Source organism: Allobosea sp. P4_H5 (assembly GCF_056400825.1).
The window spans coordinates 58,414-76,424 of sequence record NZ_JBFUKM010000008.1 but is presented as its reverse complement, the minus strand read 5'-3'; the positions used below and the strand labels follow the sequence as shown (position 1 = coordinate 76,424).

At 66.7% G+C, this 18,011-nt stretch carries 21 protein-coding genes and 1 tRNA gene; 9 read left to right on the top strand and 13 right to left on the bottom strand.

Annotated elements, in window-relative coordinates:
• Positions 1-51: 51 nt before the first annotated feature.
• Positions 52-330 carry a GNAT family N-acetyltransferase gene (locus AC1DS0_RS17670; protein WP_476815599.1) on the top strand — a complete coding sequence of 93 codons (279 nt, stop codon included), beginning with the start codon at positions 52-54 and terminating at the stop codon, positions 328-330.
• A 70-nt stretch (positions 331-400) separates the two neighbouring features.
• Positions 401-476 (top strand) — tRNA-Ile (locus AC1DS0_RS17665).
• A 16-nt stretch (positions 477-492) separates the two neighbouring features.
• Here AC1DS0_RS17665 and mbfA read toward each other — a convergent pair.
• The 5 genes from mbfA to AC1DS0_RS17640 form a co-directional block, all read right to left on the bottom strand.
• Positions 493-1,485: an iron exporter MbfA gene (gene mbfA, locus AC1DS0_RS17660; protein ID WP_476815598.1), complete on the bottom strand. Its 993-nt coding sequence runs from the start codon at positions 1,483-1,485 to the stop codon at positions 493-495.
• Positions 1,486-1,617: 132 nt separating this feature from the next.
• Complete coding sequence (locus AC1DS0_RS17655) at positions 1,618-4,017, bottom strand: methyl-accepting chemotaxis protein (protein ID WP_476815597.1); 2,400 nt, start codon at positions 4,015-4,017, stop codon at positions 1,618-1,620.
• Positions 4,004-4,186, bottom strand: a complete 183-nt coding sequence (locus AC1DS0_RS17650) for a hypothetical protein (protein WP_476815596.1) — start codon at positions 4,184-4,186, stop codon at positions 4,004-4,006. The genes AC1DS0_RS17655 and AC1DS0_RS17650 overlap by 14 nt, the downstream gene beginning before the upstream one ends.
• Before the next feature lie 189 nt (positions 4,187-4,375).
• Positions 4,376-4,780, bottom strand: a complete 405-nt coding sequence (locus tag AC1DS0_RS17645; protein WP_152012401.1) for an acyl-CoA thioesterase — start codon at positions 4,778-4,780, stop codon at positions 4,376-4,378.
• Positions 4,773-5,135 carry a hypothetical protein gene (locus AC1DS0_RS17640; RefSeq protein ID WP_476815595.1) on the bottom strand — a complete coding sequence of 121 codons (363 nt, stop codon included), beginning with the start codon at positions 5,133-5,135 and terminating at the stop codon, positions 4,773-4,775. The genes AC1DS0_RS17645 and AC1DS0_RS17640 overlap by 8 nt, the downstream gene beginning before the upstream one ends.
• An 82-nt stretch (positions 5,136-5,217) precedes the next feature.
• On the opposite strand from AC1DS0_RS17640, the gene AC1DS0_RS17635 reads away from it, so the two are divergent.
• The gene (locus AC1DS0_RS17635; RefSeq protein WP_476815594.1) at positions 5,218-5,640 is read left to right on the top strand and encodes a VOC family protein; all 423 of its coding nucleotides are present in this window, start codon (positions 5,218-5,220) and stop codon (positions 5,638-5,640) included.
• Positions 5,641-5,772: 132 nt separating this feature from the next.
• On the opposite strand, the gene AC1DS0_RS17630 is transcribed toward AC1DS0_RS17635, so the two are convergent.
• Positions 5,773-6,996, bottom strand: coding sequence for an MFS transporter (locus AC1DS0_RS17630; RefSeq protein WP_476815593.1), 1,224 nt, complete (start codon positions 6,994-6,996; stop codon positions 5,773-5,775).
• Between the two features lie 183 nt (positions 6,997-7,179).
• On the opposite strand from AC1DS0_RS17630, the gene AC1DS0_RS17625 reads away from it, so the two are divergent.
• Complete coding sequence (locus AC1DS0_RS17625) at positions 7,180-8,196, top strand: 2-dehydropantoate 2-reductase (RefSeq protein WP_476815592.1); 1,017 nt, start codon at positions 7,180-7,182, stop codon at positions 8,194-8,196.
• 1 nt (position 8,197) lies between these two features.
• Here the strand turns inward: AC1DS0_RS17625 and AC1DS0_RS17620 are convergent, their stop codons facing one another.
• Positions 8,198-9,412 carry a putative bifunctional diguanylate cyclase/phosphodiesterase gene (locus AC1DS0_RS17620; protein ID WP_476815591.1) on the bottom strand — a complete coding sequence of 405 codons (1,215 nt, stop codon included), beginning with the start codon at positions 9,410-9,412 and terminating at the stop codon, positions 8,198-8,200.
• A 272-nt stretch (positions 9,413-9,684) separates the two neighbouring features.
• Positions 9,685-9,972: an HlyU family transcriptional regulator gene (locus AC1DS0_RS17615; protein ID WP_326875161.1), complete on the bottom strand. Its 288-nt coding sequence runs from the start codon at positions 9,970-9,972 to the stop codon at positions 9,685-9,687.
• Between the two features lie 227 nt (positions 9,973-10,199).
• Here AC1DS0_RS17615 and AC1DS0_RS17610 point away from each other — a divergent pair, with 227 nt between their 5' ends.
• From AC1DS0_RS17610 to AC1DS0_RS17600, 3 genes are all read left to right on the top strand, one after another.
• Positions 10,200-10,514 (top strand): hypothetical protein, encoded by a 315-nt coding sequence (locus tag AC1DS0_RS17610; protein ID WP_476815590.1) that lies wholly within the window; start codon positions 10,200-10,202, stop codon positions 10,512-10,514.
• Positions 10,515-10,657: 143 nt separating this feature from the next.
• The gene (locus AC1DS0_RS17605) at positions 10,658-11,029 is read left to right on the top strand and encodes a hypothetical protein (protein ID WP_476815589.1); all 372 of its coding nucleotides are present in this window, start codon (positions 10,658-10,660) and stop codon (positions 11,027-11,029) included.
• Entirely contained in the window at positions 11,026-11,589 is a 564-nt protein-coding gene (locus AC1DS0_RS17600; RefSeq protein ID WP_476815588.1) for a TetR/AcrR family transcriptional regulator, read from the top strand. The genes AC1DS0_RS17605 and AC1DS0_RS17600 overlap by 4 nt, the downstream gene beginning before the upstream one ends.
• Before the next feature lie 4 nt (positions 11,590-11,593).
• On the opposite strand, the gene AC1DS0_RS17595 is transcribed toward AC1DS0_RS17600, so the two are convergent.
• The 3 genes from AC1DS0_RS17595 to AC1DS0_RS17585 form a co-directional block, all read right to left on the bottom strand.
• Entirely contained in the window at positions 11,594-12,019 is a 426-nt protein-coding gene (locus AC1DS0_RS17595; RefSeq protein WP_476815587.1) for a secondary thiamine-phosphate synthase enzyme YjbQ, read from the bottom strand.
• Entirely contained in the window at positions 12,019-12,630 is a 612-nt protein-coding gene (locus AC1DS0_RS17590) for a LysE family translocator (RefSeq protein ID WP_476815586.1), read from the bottom strand. Before AC1DS0_RS17590 ends, AC1DS0_RS17595 begins: the two co-directional genes overlap by 1 nt.
• A gap of 64 nt (positions 12,631-12,694) precedes the next feature.
• Positions 12,695-12,970: a hypothetical protein gene (locus AC1DS0_RS17585; RefSeq protein WP_476815585.1), complete on the bottom strand. Its 276-nt coding sequence runs from the start codon at positions 12,968-12,970 to the stop codon at positions 12,695-12,697.
• Between the two features lie 226 nt (positions 12,971-13,196).
• On the opposite strand from AC1DS0_RS17585, the gene AC1DS0_RS17580 reads away from it, so the two are divergent.
• A complete protein-coding gene (locus tag AC1DS0_RS17580) occupies positions 13,197-13,442 on the top strand; it encodes a DUF2798 domain-containing protein (protein ID WP_476815584.1) in 246 nt (81 codons plus the stop codon).
• Between the two features lie 15 nt (positions 13,443-13,457).
• On the opposite strand, the gene AC1DS0_RS17575 is transcribed toward AC1DS0_RS17580, so the two are convergent.
• Complete coding sequence (locus AC1DS0_RS17575; RefSeq protein WP_476815583.1) at positions 13,458-14,645, bottom strand: aminotransferase class V-fold PLP-dependent enzyme; 1,188 nt, start codon at positions 14,643-14,645, stop codon at positions 13,458-13,460.
• A gap of 221 nt (positions 14,646-14,866) precedes the next feature.
• On the opposite strand from AC1DS0_RS17575, the gene gcvA reads away from it, so the two are divergent.
• A complete protein-coding gene (gcvA, locus tag AC1DS0_RS17570) occupies positions 14,867-15,760 on the top strand; it encodes a transcriptional regulator GcvA (RefSeq protein ID WP_476815582.1) in 894 nt (297 codons plus the stop codon).
• Between the two features lie 50 nt (positions 15,761-15,810).
• Here gcvA and rpoD read toward each other — a convergent pair whose 3' ends face one another.
• On the bottom strand, positions 15,811-17,826 hold the full coding sequence (gene rpoD / locus AC1DS0_RS17565; protein ID WP_476815581.1) for an RNA polymerase sigma factor RpoD: 2,016 nt from the start codon (positions 17,824-17,826) through the stop codon (positions 15,811-15,813).
• Between the last annotated feature and the right edge of the window lie 185 nt (positions 17,827-18,011).

The following is an 18,011-nucleotide window of genomic DNA, read 5'->3' as shown; positions in this document are numbered from 1 at the left end:
CGATATGCTGGCAACCGCAACGGCGGCAACGCAGCCAAAGAGGATCGTCAGATGGATACCGGCGTCGTCGACCGCCCCGACCAAAACCGTTTCGAACTCGCGATCGGCGGCGAACTCGCCCTCGCCTATTACAAACTCGATGGCGACCGCGTCGTGCTGACCCATACCGAGGTGCCGCAGGCCTTGTCCGGCCAGGGCATCGGCTCGCGCCTGGCCAAGGGCGTCTTCGAGCAGATCCGCGCCTCGGGCCGCAAGGTCGTGCCGCGCTGCTCCTTCATGGCGGGCTGGGTCAGCCGCCATCCGGAGTATGACGACATCGTCGCGGGATAGAGGATTGCGGCCTCGCCTTACGGCTCGCCGGGCCGTTGCCGCTGCGCCCGGCGGATGCTAGGCCTGCCGCGGGCCGGTAGCTCAATGGTTAGAGCTCGCTGCTCATAACAGCGCCGGTGCCGGTTCGAGTCCGGCCCGGCCCACCACTCTTCAAAAGCGCCCTCACGCACCGCCGATCAGGATACCGGCCGCCAGCACCAGCGCGCCACCGAGCACGACCTGGAAGGCCGCGCGGGCGAAGGGCGTTTCCATGTAGCGGTTCTGGATCCAGACGATCGCCCAGAGCTCGATGAAGACCACCACCAGCGCGATCGCCGTCGCCGTCCAGAAGGACGGGATCAGATAGGGCAAGGCATGGCCGAGGCCGCCGAGCGCGGTCATCACGCCCGACGCCAGCCCGCGTTTCCAGGGCGAGCCCCGGCCGGAAAGCTTGCCGTCGTCATGCGCAGCCTCGGTGAAGCCCATCGAGATACCGGCGCCGATCGAGGCCGAGAGGCCGACCAGGAAGGTCGTCCACGGATTCTGCGTGGCGAAGGCCGTCGCGAAGATCGGCGCCAGCGTCGAGACCGAGCCGTCCATCAGCCCGGCGAGGCCCGGCTGCACCCAGGTCAGCAGGAATTGCCGGTGCGCGGCGGCGTCCTCCGTCGAAGCGGCCTCGCCCTTGAGATGGTCCTCGGCGAGTTCCTCCGCCTTGCTCTCGTGGCCCGCCTCCGCTCGCGCCAGGTCGCCGAGCAGGCTGCGCGTCTGCGCATCCGTGCTGCGGCCGGCGGCGGCGACATAGAAGTCGCGCGCCTGGCGCTCCATCGCCGCCGCCTCCTCGCGGATGCGCTCGAGCCCGAGCGTCTCGACCAGCCAGACCGGCCGCCGCTGGTAGAAATCGGCGACATGCTCGCGCCGGATCGGCACCACCACCTCGCCGAAACGGCGCCGATGATCCTCGAGCAGGCGACGGCGATGCTCGTCCTCCTCGCCCGCCATGCCGTCGAACACTGCCGCCGAAGCCGGATAGTCCTTGCGCAGCTTCTCGGCATAGACGGCGTAGATGCGGCCATCCTCCTCTTCAGAGGCGATCGCCAGCGCCAGGATCTCGCGCTCACTCAGGCTGTCGAAGCGGCGCCGGCCACTCAGGCCGGCGGGCAGGAACCGGGATAGCATCGCAATCTCCTTTAGAATGATTCTAAAATATAGATCGCACTATGCTCCCGCAAGCCGCGCCAAACGCAACGCCCCCCGCCTTGCGGCGGAGGGCGTCGTAATGTCCGGCGATATCTTGTGCGTTTCGCGCGGTCAGGCTGCCCGCGCCTGCTCGTGATCGTGCTCCGCCCCGCTCTCGCGGAAGCTGAAGCGCGAGATGTGCTCGGTGAGCGAACGGGTCTGCTCGTCGGTGAGGGCGAGCGCGGCATTGGTCTCCTCGACCAGCGCCGCGTTCTGATGCGCCATGGTGCCGATGCCGTCGATCTCCTTGTTGATCGTCGAGACGTCGCTCGCCTGGCCGCGGGCGGTCTGCGAGATGCCGTTCATCAGCGCCGAGAGATCGTTGACCGAGGTCAGGATGCTGCCGAACACGGCAGAGCTCTGCTCGACCAGGCCGACGCCGACCTTGACGTCGCCATGGGCGGCCTCGACCAGCTTCTTGACGTCGTTCGAGGCATCGGCCGAGCGCTTGGCGAGGCTGCGCACCTCGCTGGCGACCACCGCGAAGCCCTTGCCGGCATCGCCGGCGCGGGCCGCTTCCACCGCCGCATTCAGCGCCAGGAGGTTGGTCTGGAAGGCGATCTCGTCGATCATCGAGATCACCTCCGAGATCTTGCTGGAGGAGGTGCGGATGCGCTGCATCGCCTCCAATGCCGAGGCGACGACCTGCTCGCCCTGCTGGGCGCGCTCCTCGGCGCTCTGGGCCATGCCGACGGCGGCGGCGGCGTCCTTGGCGGTTTTCTGGACATTGCTGGCGAAGGCGCCGAGCTGGTTGGTCGCGACCGAGACGGCGTTGCTCTCCTCGCTGGTGCGCTCGGCGAGGTCGGTGACGCCGTCGAGGATCTCGCTGGTCGCGCTGCGCACCGCAGAGACGGTCTCCGAGAGGCGTGCCAGCGTGCTCTCGAACTCGCCGGCGAGACTGTTGGTGCCGTTCTTCAATTCAGCGAAGGCGCCCTGGTAGCGGCCCTCGACGCGGGCGACCAGGCGACCGTCAGAAAGCTGGCCGAGCACCTCGCAGGTCTCGGACAGGCCGGTCTGGACGGTCTCGAGCAGCTCGTTGACGGAACCCGCCAGCGCATTGAGCTCGGCATCGGCGAAGGTGGCGTCGACCCGGCGGCTGAAATCGCCCTGCGCCGCTGCGGCGACGACGACGCCGAAGGCTTCGCCGAGCTCGGCCATCATCTGGCGGCGCTGCTCCTGGGCGCGCTCCTCATCCTCGACCTTGGCGAGTTCGGCGGCGCGCAACGCCACCGCATTGTCGCGGAAGAGCAGCACGCTCTTCGAGATGTCGGCGATTTCGTCATTGCCTTTCGTGTCGACGACCGTCTCGAGCTGACCGTCGGCGATCGCCTTGGTCGCGGCCCAGAGCTTGTTGAGGCGGCCGACGATCTGGCGCCGGACATAGAGCAGCGACAGCGCCAGCGCGACGAGAAGCGAACCGAGGCCGATCATGCCGAGCCAGAGCTTGCTGGTCTCGATCAGCTCTTTCGTCGAGCCGACGGCCGCCTGCGCCTCGCCGCGCGCGCCCTGCACCAGGGCATCGACCTCGCGGCGCAGCTGCGCCGCAGCCTGGTCGACCTCCTTGAGGCCGCGATTGATTCCCTCGCGGGTGGTGATGTCGCGGTTGCGAATGTCGACCAGCCCGTCGCTGCCTTCGCCGATCGCGATCAGATCCTCGACCGTCTTGGCCCGCGCCTTGTTGGAGGTGATTTTCTCGGCGTCTGCGAGCAGCGTCCGGAGGCGATAGGCGATGCCGTTGAAGCGCTCGCGGGCGAGGCTCAGCTTCTCCTTGTCGTTGATCTGCGCGATCTCGCGGAGAACGCCGACCATCTCGTTGACATTGGCCTGGAGGGTGCGGGCCAGGTCGAAGATCGCGAAGTCGCGGTCCATCAGCGTCTTGACCGCGCCGGTCAGCGCCTCGCCGGAGAGCGCGGCGAGATCGTCGAGACCGAAGGTCACCGCGAACTTGGCCTGCTCGGCCTCGCCGCTGGCGGCCTTGACGAAGGCCTCATAGGCCGTCCCGAGCTTCTCCAGCGCGGCGGCGCTCTCGGAGGCGTTGCGCAGGCGCTCGCCGGTCAGGTCGTTGATGTCGTTGATCTGCCGCGAGAGACCGTCAAGCGCGGTCTGCGCCTTCTTGTTGTCGACATTGCCCTGCTCGCCGATCTTGCGGACGAGATCGAACTGCCGGGCCTCGACCTTGTCGAATTCGCCAGTCAGCGCCGCACGCTCGCGTACGGTCTGGACCTCCATGAAGCGCGGGGCCAGCGCAGTCGAGGCAGTGGCGGCCTGCGACAGTTCGAGCGCCAGCTCGACCACCGGCATCTTGCGCTCGACCATCTCGGCGACCGTGCTGCCGACCCTGCCATAGGAGAACCAGGCGACCAGCGAGGCCGCGATCGTCAACACCGTCAGGACGCCGAGCGCGGCATAGATCCGCGCTGCGATCCCGATGCGCGAGCCCTTCTGGCGCGCAGGCTTTTCAGTCTTCGACATTGACGCGGTACTCCTGAAGGCATCCCCGGCAGCGCGGCGCTGGCCGGGATCGGACGCGGACATGGGGCAGGCAGCCGACGACGGTCAGCCGCGGAATGGAAATGATCTCGATGATGAGCGACAGCGGCTCGTCGGCGCGGCGCCCTGTTGCGGCGACGGCGCGAGCCAAGCTTCATGCGCCGACGGATGACGGCGGCCGATCATGCAGGACCTCCCAGCCCCTTGCAGAGCGGTCCCGATGGACCGATCGCCGGCAGAATTGCGGAGGTCCGCTTAAAGAACGCTTAAGTTGCCGGATTCTTCTGAATCACTCGGCGATGGGGCTGGTTCACGTCTCGTTAGGGTTTTGCCTCCGGCTTCACCCCGCCGACGGTACCGGGCGTGGCCTGCCCTCGTCGTCGATCGCGACGAAGGTGAAGGTCGCATCGGTGACCTTCTCGTGCAGCGTGGTGCGGAAGCGCTTGGCCCAAGCCTCGACCTGGATCTTCATCGAGGTCCGACCGACCGACTTCACCGAGGTGTAGACGCTGAGCACGTCGCCGACCTTGACCGGGCGGATGAAGGTCATCGCCTCGACCGCGACCGTGACCACGCGGCCCTGCGCCCGGTCGACCCCGGCGATCCCGCCGGCCTGGTCCATGCGCGACATCACCCAGCCGCCGAAGATGTCGCCATTGGCGTTGGTGTCCGCCGGCATGGCGATGGTGCGCACGGTCAAGGTGCCGCAGGGCTCTTCGGCGGGTTTCACACCAGGCTCAGTCATCGTTGGCCTTCCCCTCTTCGATATGGAAGGAGTGGAGCACACGATGCAGGATCGGCGCCAGCACGAAGCCGGTGGCGATCACCACAAACAGGCCCGAGAAGATCGCATAGACGCCGGCGAAGAGCTTGCCGGCTTCGGTCTTGAGTTCGGTGACCGGCCCCATGCCAGAGAGAATCATCGCCGCATTGACGAAGGCATCGATCCCACTCATGCCTTCGCTGGCGGCGTAACCGATCATGCCGATGGCGAGCCCGACGACGGTCAGCGCCAGCCAGAGCAGCACCGCCCGGCCCAGGCGCAGGGCGAAGCGCCGGATCGGGACCAGCCGCTCGTGACGGCGCTCGAATTGCAGCATGGTTTCGTCCCGCCCGATCTTGAGCCCAGCTTGGCGCGCCCGCATGCTGCGTCAAGCCGCGATGACGGACAGGAGGAATGCGATGACCGTCCAGCCGCCGATGATCTGCATCTCGCTGCGCTATGCGAACGCGCCGCGCATCTATGACTGGCTGATCGAGGCCTTCGGCTTCGAGAAGCACGCCGCCTATTATTCCGACGACGGCAAGACCCTGCTCCATGGCGAGCTGCGCCTGGGCGAGAGCTTCGTCATGCTTGGCTCATCCGAGAACAACGCGTTCGGCAAGCTGGTCTCGCGTCCAGCCGAGCTCGGCGGCACCACCGCCTCGCCCTATATCGCGACGACGGATATCGATGAGCTCTGCGAGCGCGCCCGTGCCGCAGGAGCGGAAATCTGCATGGAGCCGACCGACCAGCCCTATGGCAGCCGCGACTTCATCTGCAAGGACCCGGAAGGCCACGTCTGGTGCTTCGGGACGTATCGGCCGGGCGACAAGCCGAGCTGATAAATGAAGCCCTCATCCTGAGGAGCCGCGAAGCGGCATCTCGAGGGATGCTTCAAGAGGCTCCGGAGCCAACTGGAGCACCCTTCGAGACGCACTCCGTTGGAGCGCTCCTCAGGATGAGGGCTGAAGATACTAAGCCGTCGCCAGCTTCGGCCGCGCCTTCAGCATCAGCCAGCAGACGATCGAGAGGTTGATCAGGTTCCAGGCGAGGCCGTTGAGGAAGGCGAGCCGGTAGGACGAGGTCGCGTCGAAGATCAGCCCCGAGACCCAGCCGCCGAACGCCATGCCGAAGATCGTCGCCGACATGACGACGCCGATGCGCATGCCGGCCTCGCGCGGCGGCATGTAGTCGCGGATGATCACCGCGTACATCGGTACGATCCCGCCCTGGAACAGACCGAAGATGCCGGTGACGATGAAGAGCGAGCTCAGCCCGTCGAACCAGAGGTAGAGGAAGAGCGCCATGCCCTGCATCAGCGAGGACAGGACGAGCGTCATCGTGCCGCCGATTCTGTCGGCAACGAAGCCGGACGAGATCCGGCTGACGATGCCGAGCGCCATCATCACGCTCAGCATCTCGGCGCCGCGGGCGACGCCGTAGCCGAGGTCGCTGCAATAGGCGACGATATGGACCTGCGGCATCGACATCGCGACGCAGCAGCAGAAGCCGGCCACGACCAGCAGCAGCTGCAGCTGGTTCGGCGACAGCCCGAGGCTGCCGCGCGCGCCGGCGCTCGTCGCCTCGGCCGCCGCGATGCTCGCCGCATTCGGCCGGCGCCGGAAGAACAGCGCCAGAGGCAGCATCACCACGAGACAGGCGATGCCGAGCCACAGATGCGTGGTGCGCAGGCCATGGGTCTGGACGCCCCAGTTGATCAGCTGCGGCCAGAACATGCCGGCGAAATAGCTGCCCGACGCGCCGAACACGACGGCGAGACCACGATAGCGCCGGAACCAGTGCGAGAGATCGGCGATCAGCGGCGAGAAGCCGGTGGCGGCCCCGAGGCCGATCAGGAAGCCATGCGCCAGCGCGAACTGCCAGAGCGAGCCGGCGACCGAGGCGAGCGCATAACCGCTACCGAGCAGCAGCGCCCCCAGCACGATCGGCGCAGCGATGCCGGTGCGGTCGGCGAGCCGGCCCATGGCGATGTTGCCGATGCCGAAGCCGATCATGGCGCAGGTATAGGGCAGCGAGGCGTCGGCGCGCAGGACGCCAAATTCCTGCTGAACCGCCGTCACCACCACGACCGCCGACCAGGAACCGACGCAGGCGATCGTCCCGACCAGCAGGGCAAGCCCCAGCCTCATCCAGGCATAGGCAGAATCCGGCGCATAGCGCGCATCCTGGGCGTTCATGTTTCCTCGCCGGATCAGCGGAGAACGATTTTCTCTCTGCTCGAGCATTAGGCAGCACGCCTGTTCGCCACAAGCGCATGGGCGGCGGGCCGATGCGGCGCGGATGTGGGGTCATCCCGCATGCCCCGAGCTATTTGCATCGCCTTGCAGGGCAGGCATGCTCGGCATCCTGCTGGAGGCGCAATGGCCAGGATCTGCATCTACGGCGCCGGCGCGATCGGCTGCTATCTCGGCGGGCGGCTCGCTGCCGGCGGCGCTGACGTCGATTTCATCGGCCGCCCTAGCGTTGGCGAGGAACTCCGGCAGCACGGCCTGACGCTGACGCATTATGACGGCCGCGACTGGTGCGTTGCGCCAGAGACGATCGCCTTCTCGACCGAGCCGGATGCCGCCGCGGCGGCCGACCTCATCCTCGTCACCGTGAAGTCGGGCGCGACCGCGCAAGCCGCGGCCGAGCTTGCCGACCTGGCTGCACCGAACGCCGTGGTGATCAGCTTCCAGAACGGCATCGGCAATGCCGATACACTGCACGCCGCCCTGCCCGGCCGCAGCGTGCTCGCCGGGATGGTGCCGTTCAATGTCATCAGGCGCGGTCCCGGCGCCTTCCATCAGGCCTCGGAAGGCGAGCTCGAGGTTGAGGACGCAGCCGCGTTCGCGCCATTCCTCACCGGTTTCACGAGCGCCGGTTTCGCCTTGCGCCGGCACCGCGACATGCCGCCGGTGCAATGGGCCAAGCTGCTCCTCAACCTCAACAACGCCGTCAACGCGCTCTCCGCCCTGCCCTTGCAGCAGGAACTGGCGCAGCGCGCCTATCGCCGCTGCCTGGCGCTGGCGCAGGCCGAAGCGCTAGCCTTGCTGAAGCAGGCGGGGATACAGCCAGCTCGGCTGACGCCACTACCGGCCGCCTGGATCCCGGCGCTGCTGCGCCTGCCTGATGCGCTCTTCGCGCGGCTCGCCCGCAAGATGCTGGCGGTCGATCCGTCGGCGCGCTCCTCCATGGCCGACGATCTCGCCGCCGGGCGCAGGACAGAGGTCGACTGGATCAATGGCGAGGTGGTCAGGCTGGCCGAGCGGCTCGGGCGGCGGGCGCCGGTCAATGCGCGCCTGATATCGCTGATCAAGGCGGCGGAATCCGACAGTGTGCGCTGGAGCGGCGAGGCCTTGCTGGCGGAGTTGTCGGCGCGCGCCGGTCGGGACTAGCTCAGCCTTTGCGGCCGGTGAGGTCGGCATATTGCTCGGCCGGCAGCGGGCGGCCGAGCATATAGCCCTGCATGTAGTTGCAGCCTTCGTCGATCAGGAAGTCGAGCTGCTCGCGCGTCTCGACGCCCTCGGCCACCACCTCGATGTCGAGCGCATGGCCGAGCGCGATGACGGCGCGCGTGATCGCCGCCGCCTCCGAGGCGACGCCGAGATTGGCGACGAAGCTGCGGTCGATCTTCAGCGTCGAGAGCGGGAACATGTGGAGATAGGAGAGCGAGGAATAGCCCGTGCCGAAATCGTCGAGCGCGATGCGCACGCCCAGCGCCTTGATCCGGTGCAGCACCAGCATGGTGCGGTCGAAATCGGTGATCATCACCCCTTCGGTGATCTCGAGCTCGAGCCGCTCCGGCTCCAGACCCGTCTCGACCAGGATCTCGTCGATCAGCGCCGGCAGGTCGCCATGGCGGAACTGCAGCGGCGAGACGTTGACGGCGATGCGCAGCGGCTTTGCCCAGCTCGCCGCCTCGGTGCAGGCTTGGCACAGCAGCTCGCGCGCCAGCGGCAGGATCAGCCCGCTCTCCTCCGCCGCCGGGATGAACTCGGAAGGCGGGATCACGCCACGCTCGGGATGGACCCAGCGCGCCAGCGCCTCGAAGCCCGTCAGATTGCCGGCCGCCGAGAAGACCGGCTGGTAGTGCAGATGCAGTTGCTTCTGCGCGATCGCGGCTGCGAGATCTTCGGCAAGGTGATGGGCAGACGCAGCCGCATCGACGCCGGTTTGCGGCCCGCTGCTGACGTCGACCATCACGTTGACCGCGCCGGTGAGCTTGCCTTGCGCATCGTAGAGCGGCGTCGGCAGCGGCATGAAGCGCACGCGGCTGCCATCGGGCCGCTCGGCCAGCGCCTCGATGCCACGGACCACGCGCCTCTCGCGCAGCGCCACGGCCAGCGGGCAGTCCTCATGCGCCAGCGGCGAACCGTCCATCTGGAAGAGACGATAGGCGATGCACCAGCGGTCCTGCCCGAGCTGGGGCTGCCGCCCGACGAGCCGGGCAGCCGCCTGATTGAAATAGGTCACGCGTCCGTCGGCATCCGTCGCGTAGAGCGCGAGCGGCAATTGCGCCACGACCTCCCGGAACCAGCTGTCATCAGCGGCGGCGCCCTGCACACTCGCAGGCTCGTCCGGCTTCTGGCTGCCGGGGGGATTGGGAGGCATGCAAGGGATCTCGATACGGCGAACAACGTAATGGCATCAAAGCCGGAAAAACCGAATAAAGTTTTAAATGGCGAAGGCGAATCCGATGCCGCAGCGCAATAACGACTCCCATGACGGCGGAAAACAGCGGCAACCCTCGTATAAATTGATTCAAATTTGCGCAATGCCCCAAGGAAAACGTAATGGATGCGCATGTTTAAAATTTTAAACCAATACTGATCCAATGAAATTTGAAACAACTTCCATGATTAAAACAGGAATTACCCGAAATCCTATTTGAACAGGCGTTCACCCTGTTCGTCGATCAGCTGCCGGGCCTTGACGATGGCGAAGTCGGCCGCCTCGTCGGCGCCCGGGAAGCGGTCAGCCCGGATGAAGCGATGGCTCTTCACCTCGCCGTCGATCTCCTTCTCGATCACCCCGGACAATTGCTGCTGTCCCCCCTCCGGAAACGGCGTGGCGTGGATGGTGAAGCCCTTGTACTCGATGGTCTTCAGCGGCCCGGCGGGCGTAGCCGGCTTGGCATCCTTGCGGCCGAACAGGGATTTGAGGAAAGACATGACGCGCTCCGTGTGACCGGCGCTGTATAGCGCAGATGCGGCCTGCTTGGCCAAGAGCCCCGGCATGCGAAGGGCGGCGGACCTCCGTACCCGAGGAATCCTCCATCGCGCTCCTCGCCTCTGGCGCAGCGGCGCCTGCGTCACCATGTCCTAGTCAGACAGGGCGGAAAAGCCGAGCCCGTCCACCCTTCGTGCCCGCCTTGGCCCGCTCTGTCGCAGGAGCTGCCATGATGCGCTTCCTCAAATTCTGCCTGCCGATCCTGCTGGCATTGCCATTGTCGCCCGGCGCAGTTCAGGCTCAGGCACGTGCGGGCGTTCCTTGCGCCGAGCGTAGGATGGCGACGAGCCAGCTGCATGAACTCTATGGCGAACGCCGGATCGGCTACGGCCTCGCAGCGAATGGCAGTGTGATCGAGCTCTTTGCTGCCCCGAACGGTTCCTTCACCCTGTTCGCGACCTTGCCCGACGGCGTCAGCTGCCTGATCGCCACCGGCCAATCCTGGGAGCCGCCGCCGGAGCCGGAGTACTACGCCGGGCGGTGACCCGCCCACTTCAGGCGGCCTGGTCCTGGAGTTCGTCCCGGCGCGTCGCCCGCCCTTCCCCGAATTTCGTCACAGGTCCCCTCGCGGGGCTTGCTCTTCTTCATAATAATACCATACGGTATGGTACTATTATGGAAGTTGACATGAACACATGGCTCGCCCTTGCCGCCGCACTCGCGGCGGTCACCACCCTGATCCACATCATTCTCGGCGGCCGGGAGATCGCAGCGCCACTGCTGGCGACAGAGCGGCTGCACGCGGTACCGAAATTCACCATGTATTATTGCTGGCATCTGGTGACGATCGTGCTCGCCGCGCTGGCACTCGCCTTCGGCCTCGTCGCGACCGGCCAGGGCAGCCGCGACCTCGCGCTCTTCGCCACCGCTGGCGCTGCGCTGTTCTGTCTCTGGAGCCTCGGCATGATCGGGCTGTTCCGCCTGCACATCGCGCATTTCCCGCAATGGGCCCTGTTCGCGGCGATCACGGTGAGCGGCACGATCGGCCTGTGGCAGTGACGTCCCCTTCCCCGCGCCGCTTCCGCCTGAACGACTGGCTCGCGCTCGGCCTCGACGCCCTCGCCGAGCAGGGACCGGCCGGGCTTACCATCGAGGCCCTCTGCCGCCGCGCCGGCAAGACCAAAGGCTCGTTCTATGCGCATTTCCCGGCGATCGAGACCTATCTCGCCGTGCTCGCCGCGCATTGGCGCGAGACTCACACCCTTCGCCTGATGCAGGCGGCCGACGGAGTCGAAGCGACACAGCACCGCCTGATCGCGCTGGACAGGATGGCGCTCGCGCTCGACTTTCGTGTCGAGCAGGGCATGCGCCGGCTCGCCCAGCTCGATCCGGGCGTTGCCGCGACCTGTGCCGAGGTCGACCGCGAGCGCGTCGGCTATCTGGAGAAGCTCCATGGCGAGAGCGGGCGCTTCGCGCCGCAGGAGGCCCTCGCTTTGGCCCGTATCGAATACGCCGCCTTCATCGGCTTCCAGCAGCTCGATCTCGGCCTGTCGCCCCAGGATCTGCATGACTGCTACGGCACCTTCATGCGGCTTTTGCACCGCCCCGCCAGTAGCTGACGGCTCAGGCGAGATGCAGCACGACCTCGCGCCGATGCGGGCTGGTCCGGTGCTCGAACAGGTAGATGCCTTGCCAGGTGCCGAGCACGAGCCGGCCGCCGCTGACCGGGATCGACAGCGAGACCGGCAATACCGCCGCCTTGATATGGGCCGGCATATCGTCCGGACCTTCGGCGCGATGGGTGAGATAGGCCATGGCCGGATCGTCCGCCGGTGGCACGAGCCGGGCGAAGAAGGCGGACAAGTCACGCTGCACATCCGGATCGGCATTCTCCTGGATCAGGAGCGAGCAGGAGGTGTGGCGCACGAACAGCGTCAGCAGGCCGGTATCGACCGCCGCCTCGCGCACGAAGCGGGCGACCGCGTCGGTGAATTCATAGAGCCCCGCTCCGCGCGTCTCGATCGCGAGGCGGGTCTGTTTGCCAGCCATTACCGCTCGGTCAGCGCGAGCTTGGCGCCGAGCGCGACGAAGGCCGCCGCGAAGGTGCGCCGCAGCCAGGCCATCACCGCCGGCCGGCTCACCACCTTGTCGCGCATCGCCGCTGCGAACAGGCCGTAGAGCGCGAAGACGACGAAGGTCATCGCCATGAACACGCCCGAGAGTTCGAGCATGCGCGCCATCGGGCTCGCCTCGTTCGCGGCGATGAACTGCGGCAGGAAGGCGACGAAGAAGATCGACAGCTTCGGATTGAGCACGTTGAGCGCGAGACCGTCGACCAGCACGCGCCAGGCCGAACGCTCGTCGGCCGCAGCCTCGACGCTGAGGGCGCCCTGCTCCTTCAGCGTCTGCCAGGCCATCCAGAGCAGATAGGCGACGCCGGCATATTTGACGATCGAGAAGGCAAGCGCGCTGGCATGCAGCAGTGCCGCAAGGCCCATCATCGCGGCGATCAGATGCGGCACGATGCCGAGCGTGCAGGCGAAGGAGGCGAGCAGGCTGGCCTTGGCCCCGCGCGTCAACCCGGTGGCGATGGTGTAGATCGCGCCCGTCCCGGGCGAAGCGACGATGATCAGCGAGGTCAGCAGGAATTCGAGGGACACAGCTTCACTCCAGCTCCAGCGACGCTGCCGGAGCCGCATCGATATCCCGGCTGCCGGGAGCTTGCTAGCCCAGCCCCTCGAAGATGCCGCCGATGACGGTAACGACGACTTCGCCGGTCGCGACCACGGCGGTCCCGGCGCCTTCGATCACGGTCCCGACGGCCTTGACCGCAACGCCGACCGCCTCGATCGAGACGTTGCTGGCGATATCGAGGACGCCCTCGACGATCTCTCCGGCGCCTGAGCCTTCCTCTTCCTGCTTCTTCGCCTGCGGCGGAAGATTGGCCTGCAGCGCCGCCTTGGCGGCTTCGATCTCATCGGCGCTCGGGATACCGGCCATCTCTGCTCCTCCAAAGGAAGCCTCGATAATGAGGCTCACCTTAGCAGAACTGTGGCGGCCAGGGCCGATTCTGCTTGCCTCGGGCGTAAACGAACCGTATGGGCGGCACTGCGTCCCTAAGGGACGGCCGTAAGCGTCTCACGTCAGGCAACGCATCCACCACGGCCTCGTGCCGCCGGGATGCAATGAAGCCATGACGGCGCGGCCTGTCCTTACGGATGTTCTCATGAACCATTCCCGCAAACTGCCGGCGCGCTACGGCGCGCTCGTCACCCCCTTGATCCTGTCGGGCCTGATGACGCTGATCGTCTCGGGCATCTCGACCTTGCGCGTGCTCGGCCCGACACCGGCCTTCCTCCAGGGCTGGCCCGGCGCCTGGGGCCTGTCCTGGCTGATCGCCTTCCCGGTGCTGCTGCTGGCGCTGCCGATGGCGCGCCGGCTCACCACGATGCTCGTCGCGCCGGCGGGGTGAGCCCGGGCGACGCGCTCAACACGTCCGCGCGATCTCGTGGACCGCGGCGAGCAGGCGCTCGATGTCCTGCTCGCTCGTGAGATAGCTGACGGAGGCACGCACGATGCCGGCGAGCTTGCGTGCCTCCATGTCGAACGGCGTGTAGGCGGGCCCGTTCGCCCCGACCGAGATCCCGGCGCTCGCAAGCCGGTTTTTGACCGCGTTGACGTCGAGGTCATCGACGGTGAAGGACACCAGCCCGGACCGTTGCTGCCCAAGATCGTGTATGGCGACGCCCTCAATGGCCGCGAGCTCGGCCCGCAACCGCTTCGCCGTCAGGTCGATCTGCTCCCGGATCGCGGGCACGCCGAGCGCCAGCGCCTCATGCAGCGCGACGCCGAGCCCCAGCAGCAGGGCGACCGCGTACTCGCTCGTCTCGAAGATCCGTGCATCGCCGCGCAATGCGGGTCCCTGTCCCGTCCATGGCGCGGACAGGACATCCGAGAACACCGTGTCGAGCCGTTCCCGGAAAGGAGCCCGGACATAGAGGATCGCGGTCCCGCGCGGGCCGCGCAGATGCTTGCGTCCGGCGCCCTTGAGCACGTCGCAGCCGATCGCCTCGACATCGACGGGAATCTGGCCGAGCGCCTGCCCGGCATCGACGAAATAGGGGATGCCAGTCGCACGCGTCACCCGGCCGACTGCCGCAGCGTCGTTGATCAGGCCGCCATTGGCCGGCAGCCAGGTCAGGGCGACGAGGCGGACGCGCTCGTCGATCATGCCTGCGAGCGCCTCCGGGTCGACCGAACCGTCCTCACGGCAGGGGATCACCTCGATCCGCGCTCCGGACCGCGTCGCCGCGCGCTGCATCGTAGCGAGGTTGCCGCCCCATTCCTGGCGCCCGACCAGAATGCGGTCGCCGGCGCGCAACGGCGACAGTGCGGCGAAGGCAAGCCCCCAGCCGGTGGAACCGCTGGGCGCGAAGGCGATCTCCGCGGGCGTGGCGTTGAGAAGGCGGGCGGCATCGGCGCGCGCCTGATCCAGCCTGCCCTGGACCGCGACGCTGGCCTCATGCGGGCCATACAGCGCCTCGCGCCGGAGTTGCTCGGTCACCGCGGCAAGCGTCGCTGCCGACATCAGCGAGGCGCCCGCATGGTTGAAGTGGATGCTGGTCGCGCAGCCCGGCGTTTCGGCGCGGAGCGCTTCGATATCGAGGCTGCTCATCACCGAACCCGTATCAGCTGGCCCGCGGCGAGGCCGCCGGCAGCAGGAAGGGCGAGCAGTCGCGAATGGTCGGCGATCATCATGGTCGAAATCCTCTCGATCCCGACGATGACAGCACCGTTCACGGCTGACCAATTCGAAACGCCCCGCGCTGCGATCGATCTGGCTCATGGGTGGAGCCTGCTCTAAGGCTTTGCACCCGATGATCGGACACCGACGACATGCGCTCCTCGCCCGTCCTGCCGCCGCTCCATGCGCTGCGCGCCTTCGAAGCCGTGGGCCGTCTCCTCAGCTTCCGTCGTGCCGGCGAGGAATTGCTGATCACGCAAAGTGCCGTCAGCCATCACGTCCGGACCCTGGAAGAGGCGCTGGGAACCCTGCTGTTCGAGCGCAGGGGTCGCAGCATCGCCTTGACCACGGCAGGCGTACGCTATCTCGACTGCATATCGCAGGCCTTCGCCCTGGTCGCCGACGGAACCCGCGAGGTCCGCTCGCACGCCACCCGCCAGGTGTTGACGGTGAGCCTGCTGCCATCCTTCGCCGCCAACTGGCTGGTGTCTCGCCTCGACGATTTCCGCGCCGCGTATCCGCAGGTCGAACTTGTTCTCGACCCGACGCTGAACCAGGCCAACCTCGGGGCCGGAGAGGCTGATATTGCCATTCGCTACGGCGTGGGCGAGTGGCCAGGCTTGCGCTGCGAGTTGCTGGCCACCGAACGGCTCATGCCCGTCATGAGCCCGGAGCTGGCAGCGCGTCAGCCACTCGCCAAACCCGACGACATTCTCGCCCATACCCTGCTGACCAGCCATCGCCCCACCGAATGGGAGGCCTGGTCCCGGCATGCCGCTATCGACCTCGCCGCCGCCCGCCGGCTGCAGCTGACGGACTACAACATCGTCCTGCAGGCCGCGCTCAATGGTCAGGGCGTCGCGATGGGCCGGAGCCTTCTGGTCGCGGACCATCTCCGACGTGGCGCGTTGCTCGCGCCATTGCCGGGCTTTGCCACCGCTCCGGGGCTTGGATACTGGGCAGTGCTGCCCGGCAGCGGCGCAGGCAAACCGGCTGCGACGATGTTCGCGAACTGGCTCAGACGTGAAATCGCTGAGGCCGGATAGGTCCCGCCAAAATGAAACGGGGCGCTGAAGCGCCCCGTTCGAACTTCGCCTCAGTTGTCCAGGAAGCTCCTGAGCTTCCGGCTGCGGCTCGGATGCTTGAGCTTGCGCAGCGCCTTCGCCTCGATCTGGCGGATGCGCTCGCGGGTGACGCTGAACTGCTGGCCGACCTCTTCCAGGGTGTGGTCGGTGTTCATGCCGATGCCGAAGCGCATGCGCAGCACTCTTTCTTCGCGCGGGGTCAACGACGCGAGAACTCGCGTCGTTGTTTCACGAAGGTTGCTCTGGATCGCCGCGTCGATCGGCAGGATCGCGTTCTTGTCCTCGATGAAGTCGCCGAGGTGCGAATCCTCTTCGTCGCCGATCGGGGTCTCCAGCGAGATCGGCTCCTTGGCGATCTTCAGGACCTTGCGCACCTTCTCCAGCGGCATGGCCAGCTTCTCGGCCAATTCCTCCGGGGTCGGCTCGCGGCCGATCTCGTGCAGCATCTGACGCGAGGTCCGGACGATCTTGTTGATCGTCTCGATCATGTGCACCGGGATGCGGATGGTGCGGGCCTGGTCGGCGATCGAGCGGGTGATCGCCTGCCGGATCCACCAGGTCGCGTAGGTCGAGAACTTGTAGCCCCGGCGGTACTCGAACTTGTCGACCGCCTTCATCAGGCCGATGTTCCCCTCCTGGATCAGGTCGAGGAACTGCAGGCCGCGGTTCGTGTACTTCTTGGCGATCGAGATCACGAGACGCAGGTTCGCCTCGATCATCTCCTTCTTCGCCTGCCGGGCCTCGCGCTCGCCCTTCTGGACCATCAGCACGATCTTGCGGAACTCCTGGATCTCCAGGCCGGTCTCCGAGGCCATCGTATGGATGTCCTCGCGCAGATCCTTGATCCGGTCCTTCTCCTGCGCGACGAACTCCCTCCAGCCACGCGAGCCGAGCTTGGAGACCCGCAGCACCCATTTCGGGTCGAGCTCGCCGCCGATATGCTGCTTCAGGAAGTCCTCGCGGCCGACGCCATAGCTCTCGGCGAGGCGAAGAAGTCTCGTTTCATGAGAAATCAGGCGCTTGTTGATGTCGTAGAGCTGCTCGACCAGCGCCTCGATGCGGTTGTTGTTGAGCGAGAGCGACTTCACCGCAACGATGATGTCGTCCTTCAGCTTCTTGTACTTGCGGTCCTGCGACGGCGAGAGCTTGGCGTTCTCCAGCCGGCCGGCGATATCCTGGTCCTGCAGGCGGCGCAGCTTGGTGTAGTTGCTGGCGATCGAGTCGAAGGTTTCGAGCACGCGCGGCTTCAGCTCGGCTTCCATGGCCGAGAGCGACACGTTGTTCTCCATGTCGTCGTCGTCCATGCCTTCGGGCGGGGTCTCGCCCTCGGGCGCAGCCTCTTCGGCCGCCTCGGCTCCCTCTTCGCCCTCGGCCGCCATCTGCTCGGGGTTCTTCCCGTCGGGGCCGGCATAGGTCGCTTCGAGGTCGATGATGTCGCGCAGGAGGACCTTGCCCTCCATCAACTCGTCGCGCCAGATGATGATCGCCTGGAAGGTCAGCGGGCTCTCGCAGAGCCCGGCGATCATCGCCTCGCGGCCGGCCTCGATGCGCTTGGCGATCGCGATCTCGCCCTCGCGCGAGAGCAATTCGACCGAGCCCATCTCGCGCAGATACATGCGGACCGGATCGTCGGTGCGCTCGGTCGGCTCGAGATTGCGCTTGGTCTCGACCGGCAGCGCCGAGCGCTGCGCCTCGACCATATCGCCGCCCTCGGCCTCGTCCTCTTCGCCGTCCTTGCCGCGGGCCGCGCGCTCTTCGCCGGCCGCTTCCGGATCCTCGTTGTCGACGACGTTGATGCCCTGCTCGCTGAGCTGGCCGAGCACGTCCTCGATCTGCTCGGAGGAGAACTCTTCCGAAGGCAGGACCTCGTTCAGTTCGTCATAGGTGACATAGCCGCGCTTCTTGGCGAGCTTGATCATCCGCTTGACGGCCTGATCGGTGAGATCGAGGAGCGGGCTGTCCGTGCTCGGGGGCGCTTCCGGGGAACCCGCTTCGGACTTGTCCCGCTCGCTCACTTTGGTCGCCATCAATCAGCGCTCCACCATCTTGCGCGCCGGTGCTCTGGCTCCGACGCATAAAAGGGCGCCGCGGCAGCCATCGCTGCCGCGCACCCACCCAACTCATCCGCCGTAGATAGCACCGACCATCGTTGATGAATCGTGCACCATCCTCAAAGCCGTCCTCGAATCTGCCGACGAAAGCAACGGGCCGG

What these genes read in the sequence shown, in the direction of transcription:
- AC1DS0_RS17670 (WP_476815599.1), top strand. Translation starts at nt 52, where the DNA reads ATGGATACCGGCGTCGTCGACCGCCCCGACCAAAACCGTTTCGAACTC.
- mbfA (WP_476815598.1), bottom strand. Translation starts at nt 1,485, where the DNA reads ATGCTATCCCGGTTCCTGCCCGCCGGCCTGAGTGGCCGGCGCCGCTTC.
- AC1DS0_RS17655 (WP_476815597.1), bottom strand. Translation starts at nt 4,017, where the DNA reads ATGTCGAAGACTGAAAAGCCTGCGCGCCAGAAGGGCTCGCGCATCGGG.
- AC1DS0_RS17645 (WP_152012401.1), bottom strand. Translation starts at nt 4,780, where the DNA reads ATGACTGAGCCTGGTGTGAAACCCGCCGAAGAGCCCTGCGGCACCTTG.
- AC1DS0_RS17640 (WP_476815595.1), bottom strand. Translation starts at nt 5,135, where the DNA reads ATGCTGCAATTCGAGCGCCGTCACGAGCGGCTGGTCCCGATCCGGCGC.
- AC1DS0_RS17635 (WP_476815594.1), top strand. Translation starts at nt 5,218, where the DNA reads ATGACCGTCCAGCCGCCGATGATCTGCATCTCGCTGCGCTATGCGAAC.
- AC1DS0_RS17630 (WP_476815593.1), bottom strand. Translation starts at nt 6,996, where the DNA reads ATGAACGCCCAGGATGCGCGCTATGCGCCGGATTCTGCCTATGCCTGG.
- AC1DS0_RS17625 (WP_476815592.1), top strand. Translation starts at nt 7,180, where the DNA reads ATGGCCAGGATCTGCATCTACGGCGCCGGCGCGATCGGCTGCTATCTC.
- AC1DS0_RS17620 (WP_476815591.1), bottom strand. Translation starts at nt 9,412, where the DNA reads ATGCCTCCCAATCCCCCCGGCAGCCAGAAGCCGGACGAGCCTGCGAGT.
- AC1DS0_RS17615 (WP_326875161.1), bottom strand. Translation starts at nt 9,972, where the DNA reads ATGTCTTTCCTCAAATCCCTGTTCGGCCGCAAGGATGCCAAGCCGGCT.
- AC1DS0_RS17610 (WP_476815590.1), top strand. Translation starts at nt 10,200, where the DNA reads ATGATGCGCTTCCTCAAATTCTGCCTGCCGATCCTGCTGGCATTGCCA.
- AC1DS0_RS17605 (WP_476815589.1), top strand. Translation starts at nt 10,658, where the DNA reads ATGAACACATGGCTCGCCCTTGCCGCCGCACTCGCGGCGGTCACCACC.
- AC1DS0_RS17595 (WP_476815587.1), bottom strand. Translation starts at nt 12,019, where the DNA reads ATGGCTGGCAAACAGACCCGCCTCGCGATCGAGACGCGCGGAGCGGGG.
- AC1DS0_RS17585 (WP_476815585.1), bottom strand. Translation starts at nt 12,970, where the DNA reads ATGGCCGGTATCCCGAGCGCCGATGAGATCGAAGCCGCCAAGGCGGCG.
- AC1DS0_RS17580 (WP_476815584.1), top strand. Translation starts at nt 13,197, where the DNA reads ATGAACCATTCCCGCAAACTGCCGGCGCGCTACGGCGCGCTCGTCACC.
- AC1DS0_RS17575 (WP_476815583.1), bottom strand. Translation starts at nt 14,645, where the DNA reads ATGAGCAGCCTCGATATCGAAGCGCTCCGCGCCGAAACGCCGGGCTGC.
- gcvA (WP_476815582.1), top strand. Translation starts at nt 14,867, where the DNA reads ATGCGCTCCTCGCCCGTCCTGCCGCCGCTCCATGCGCTGCGCGCCTTC.
- rpoD (WP_476815581.1), bottom strand. Translation starts at nt 17,826, where the DNA reads ATGGCGACCAAAGTGAGCGAGCGGGACAAGTCCGAAGCGGGTTCCCCG.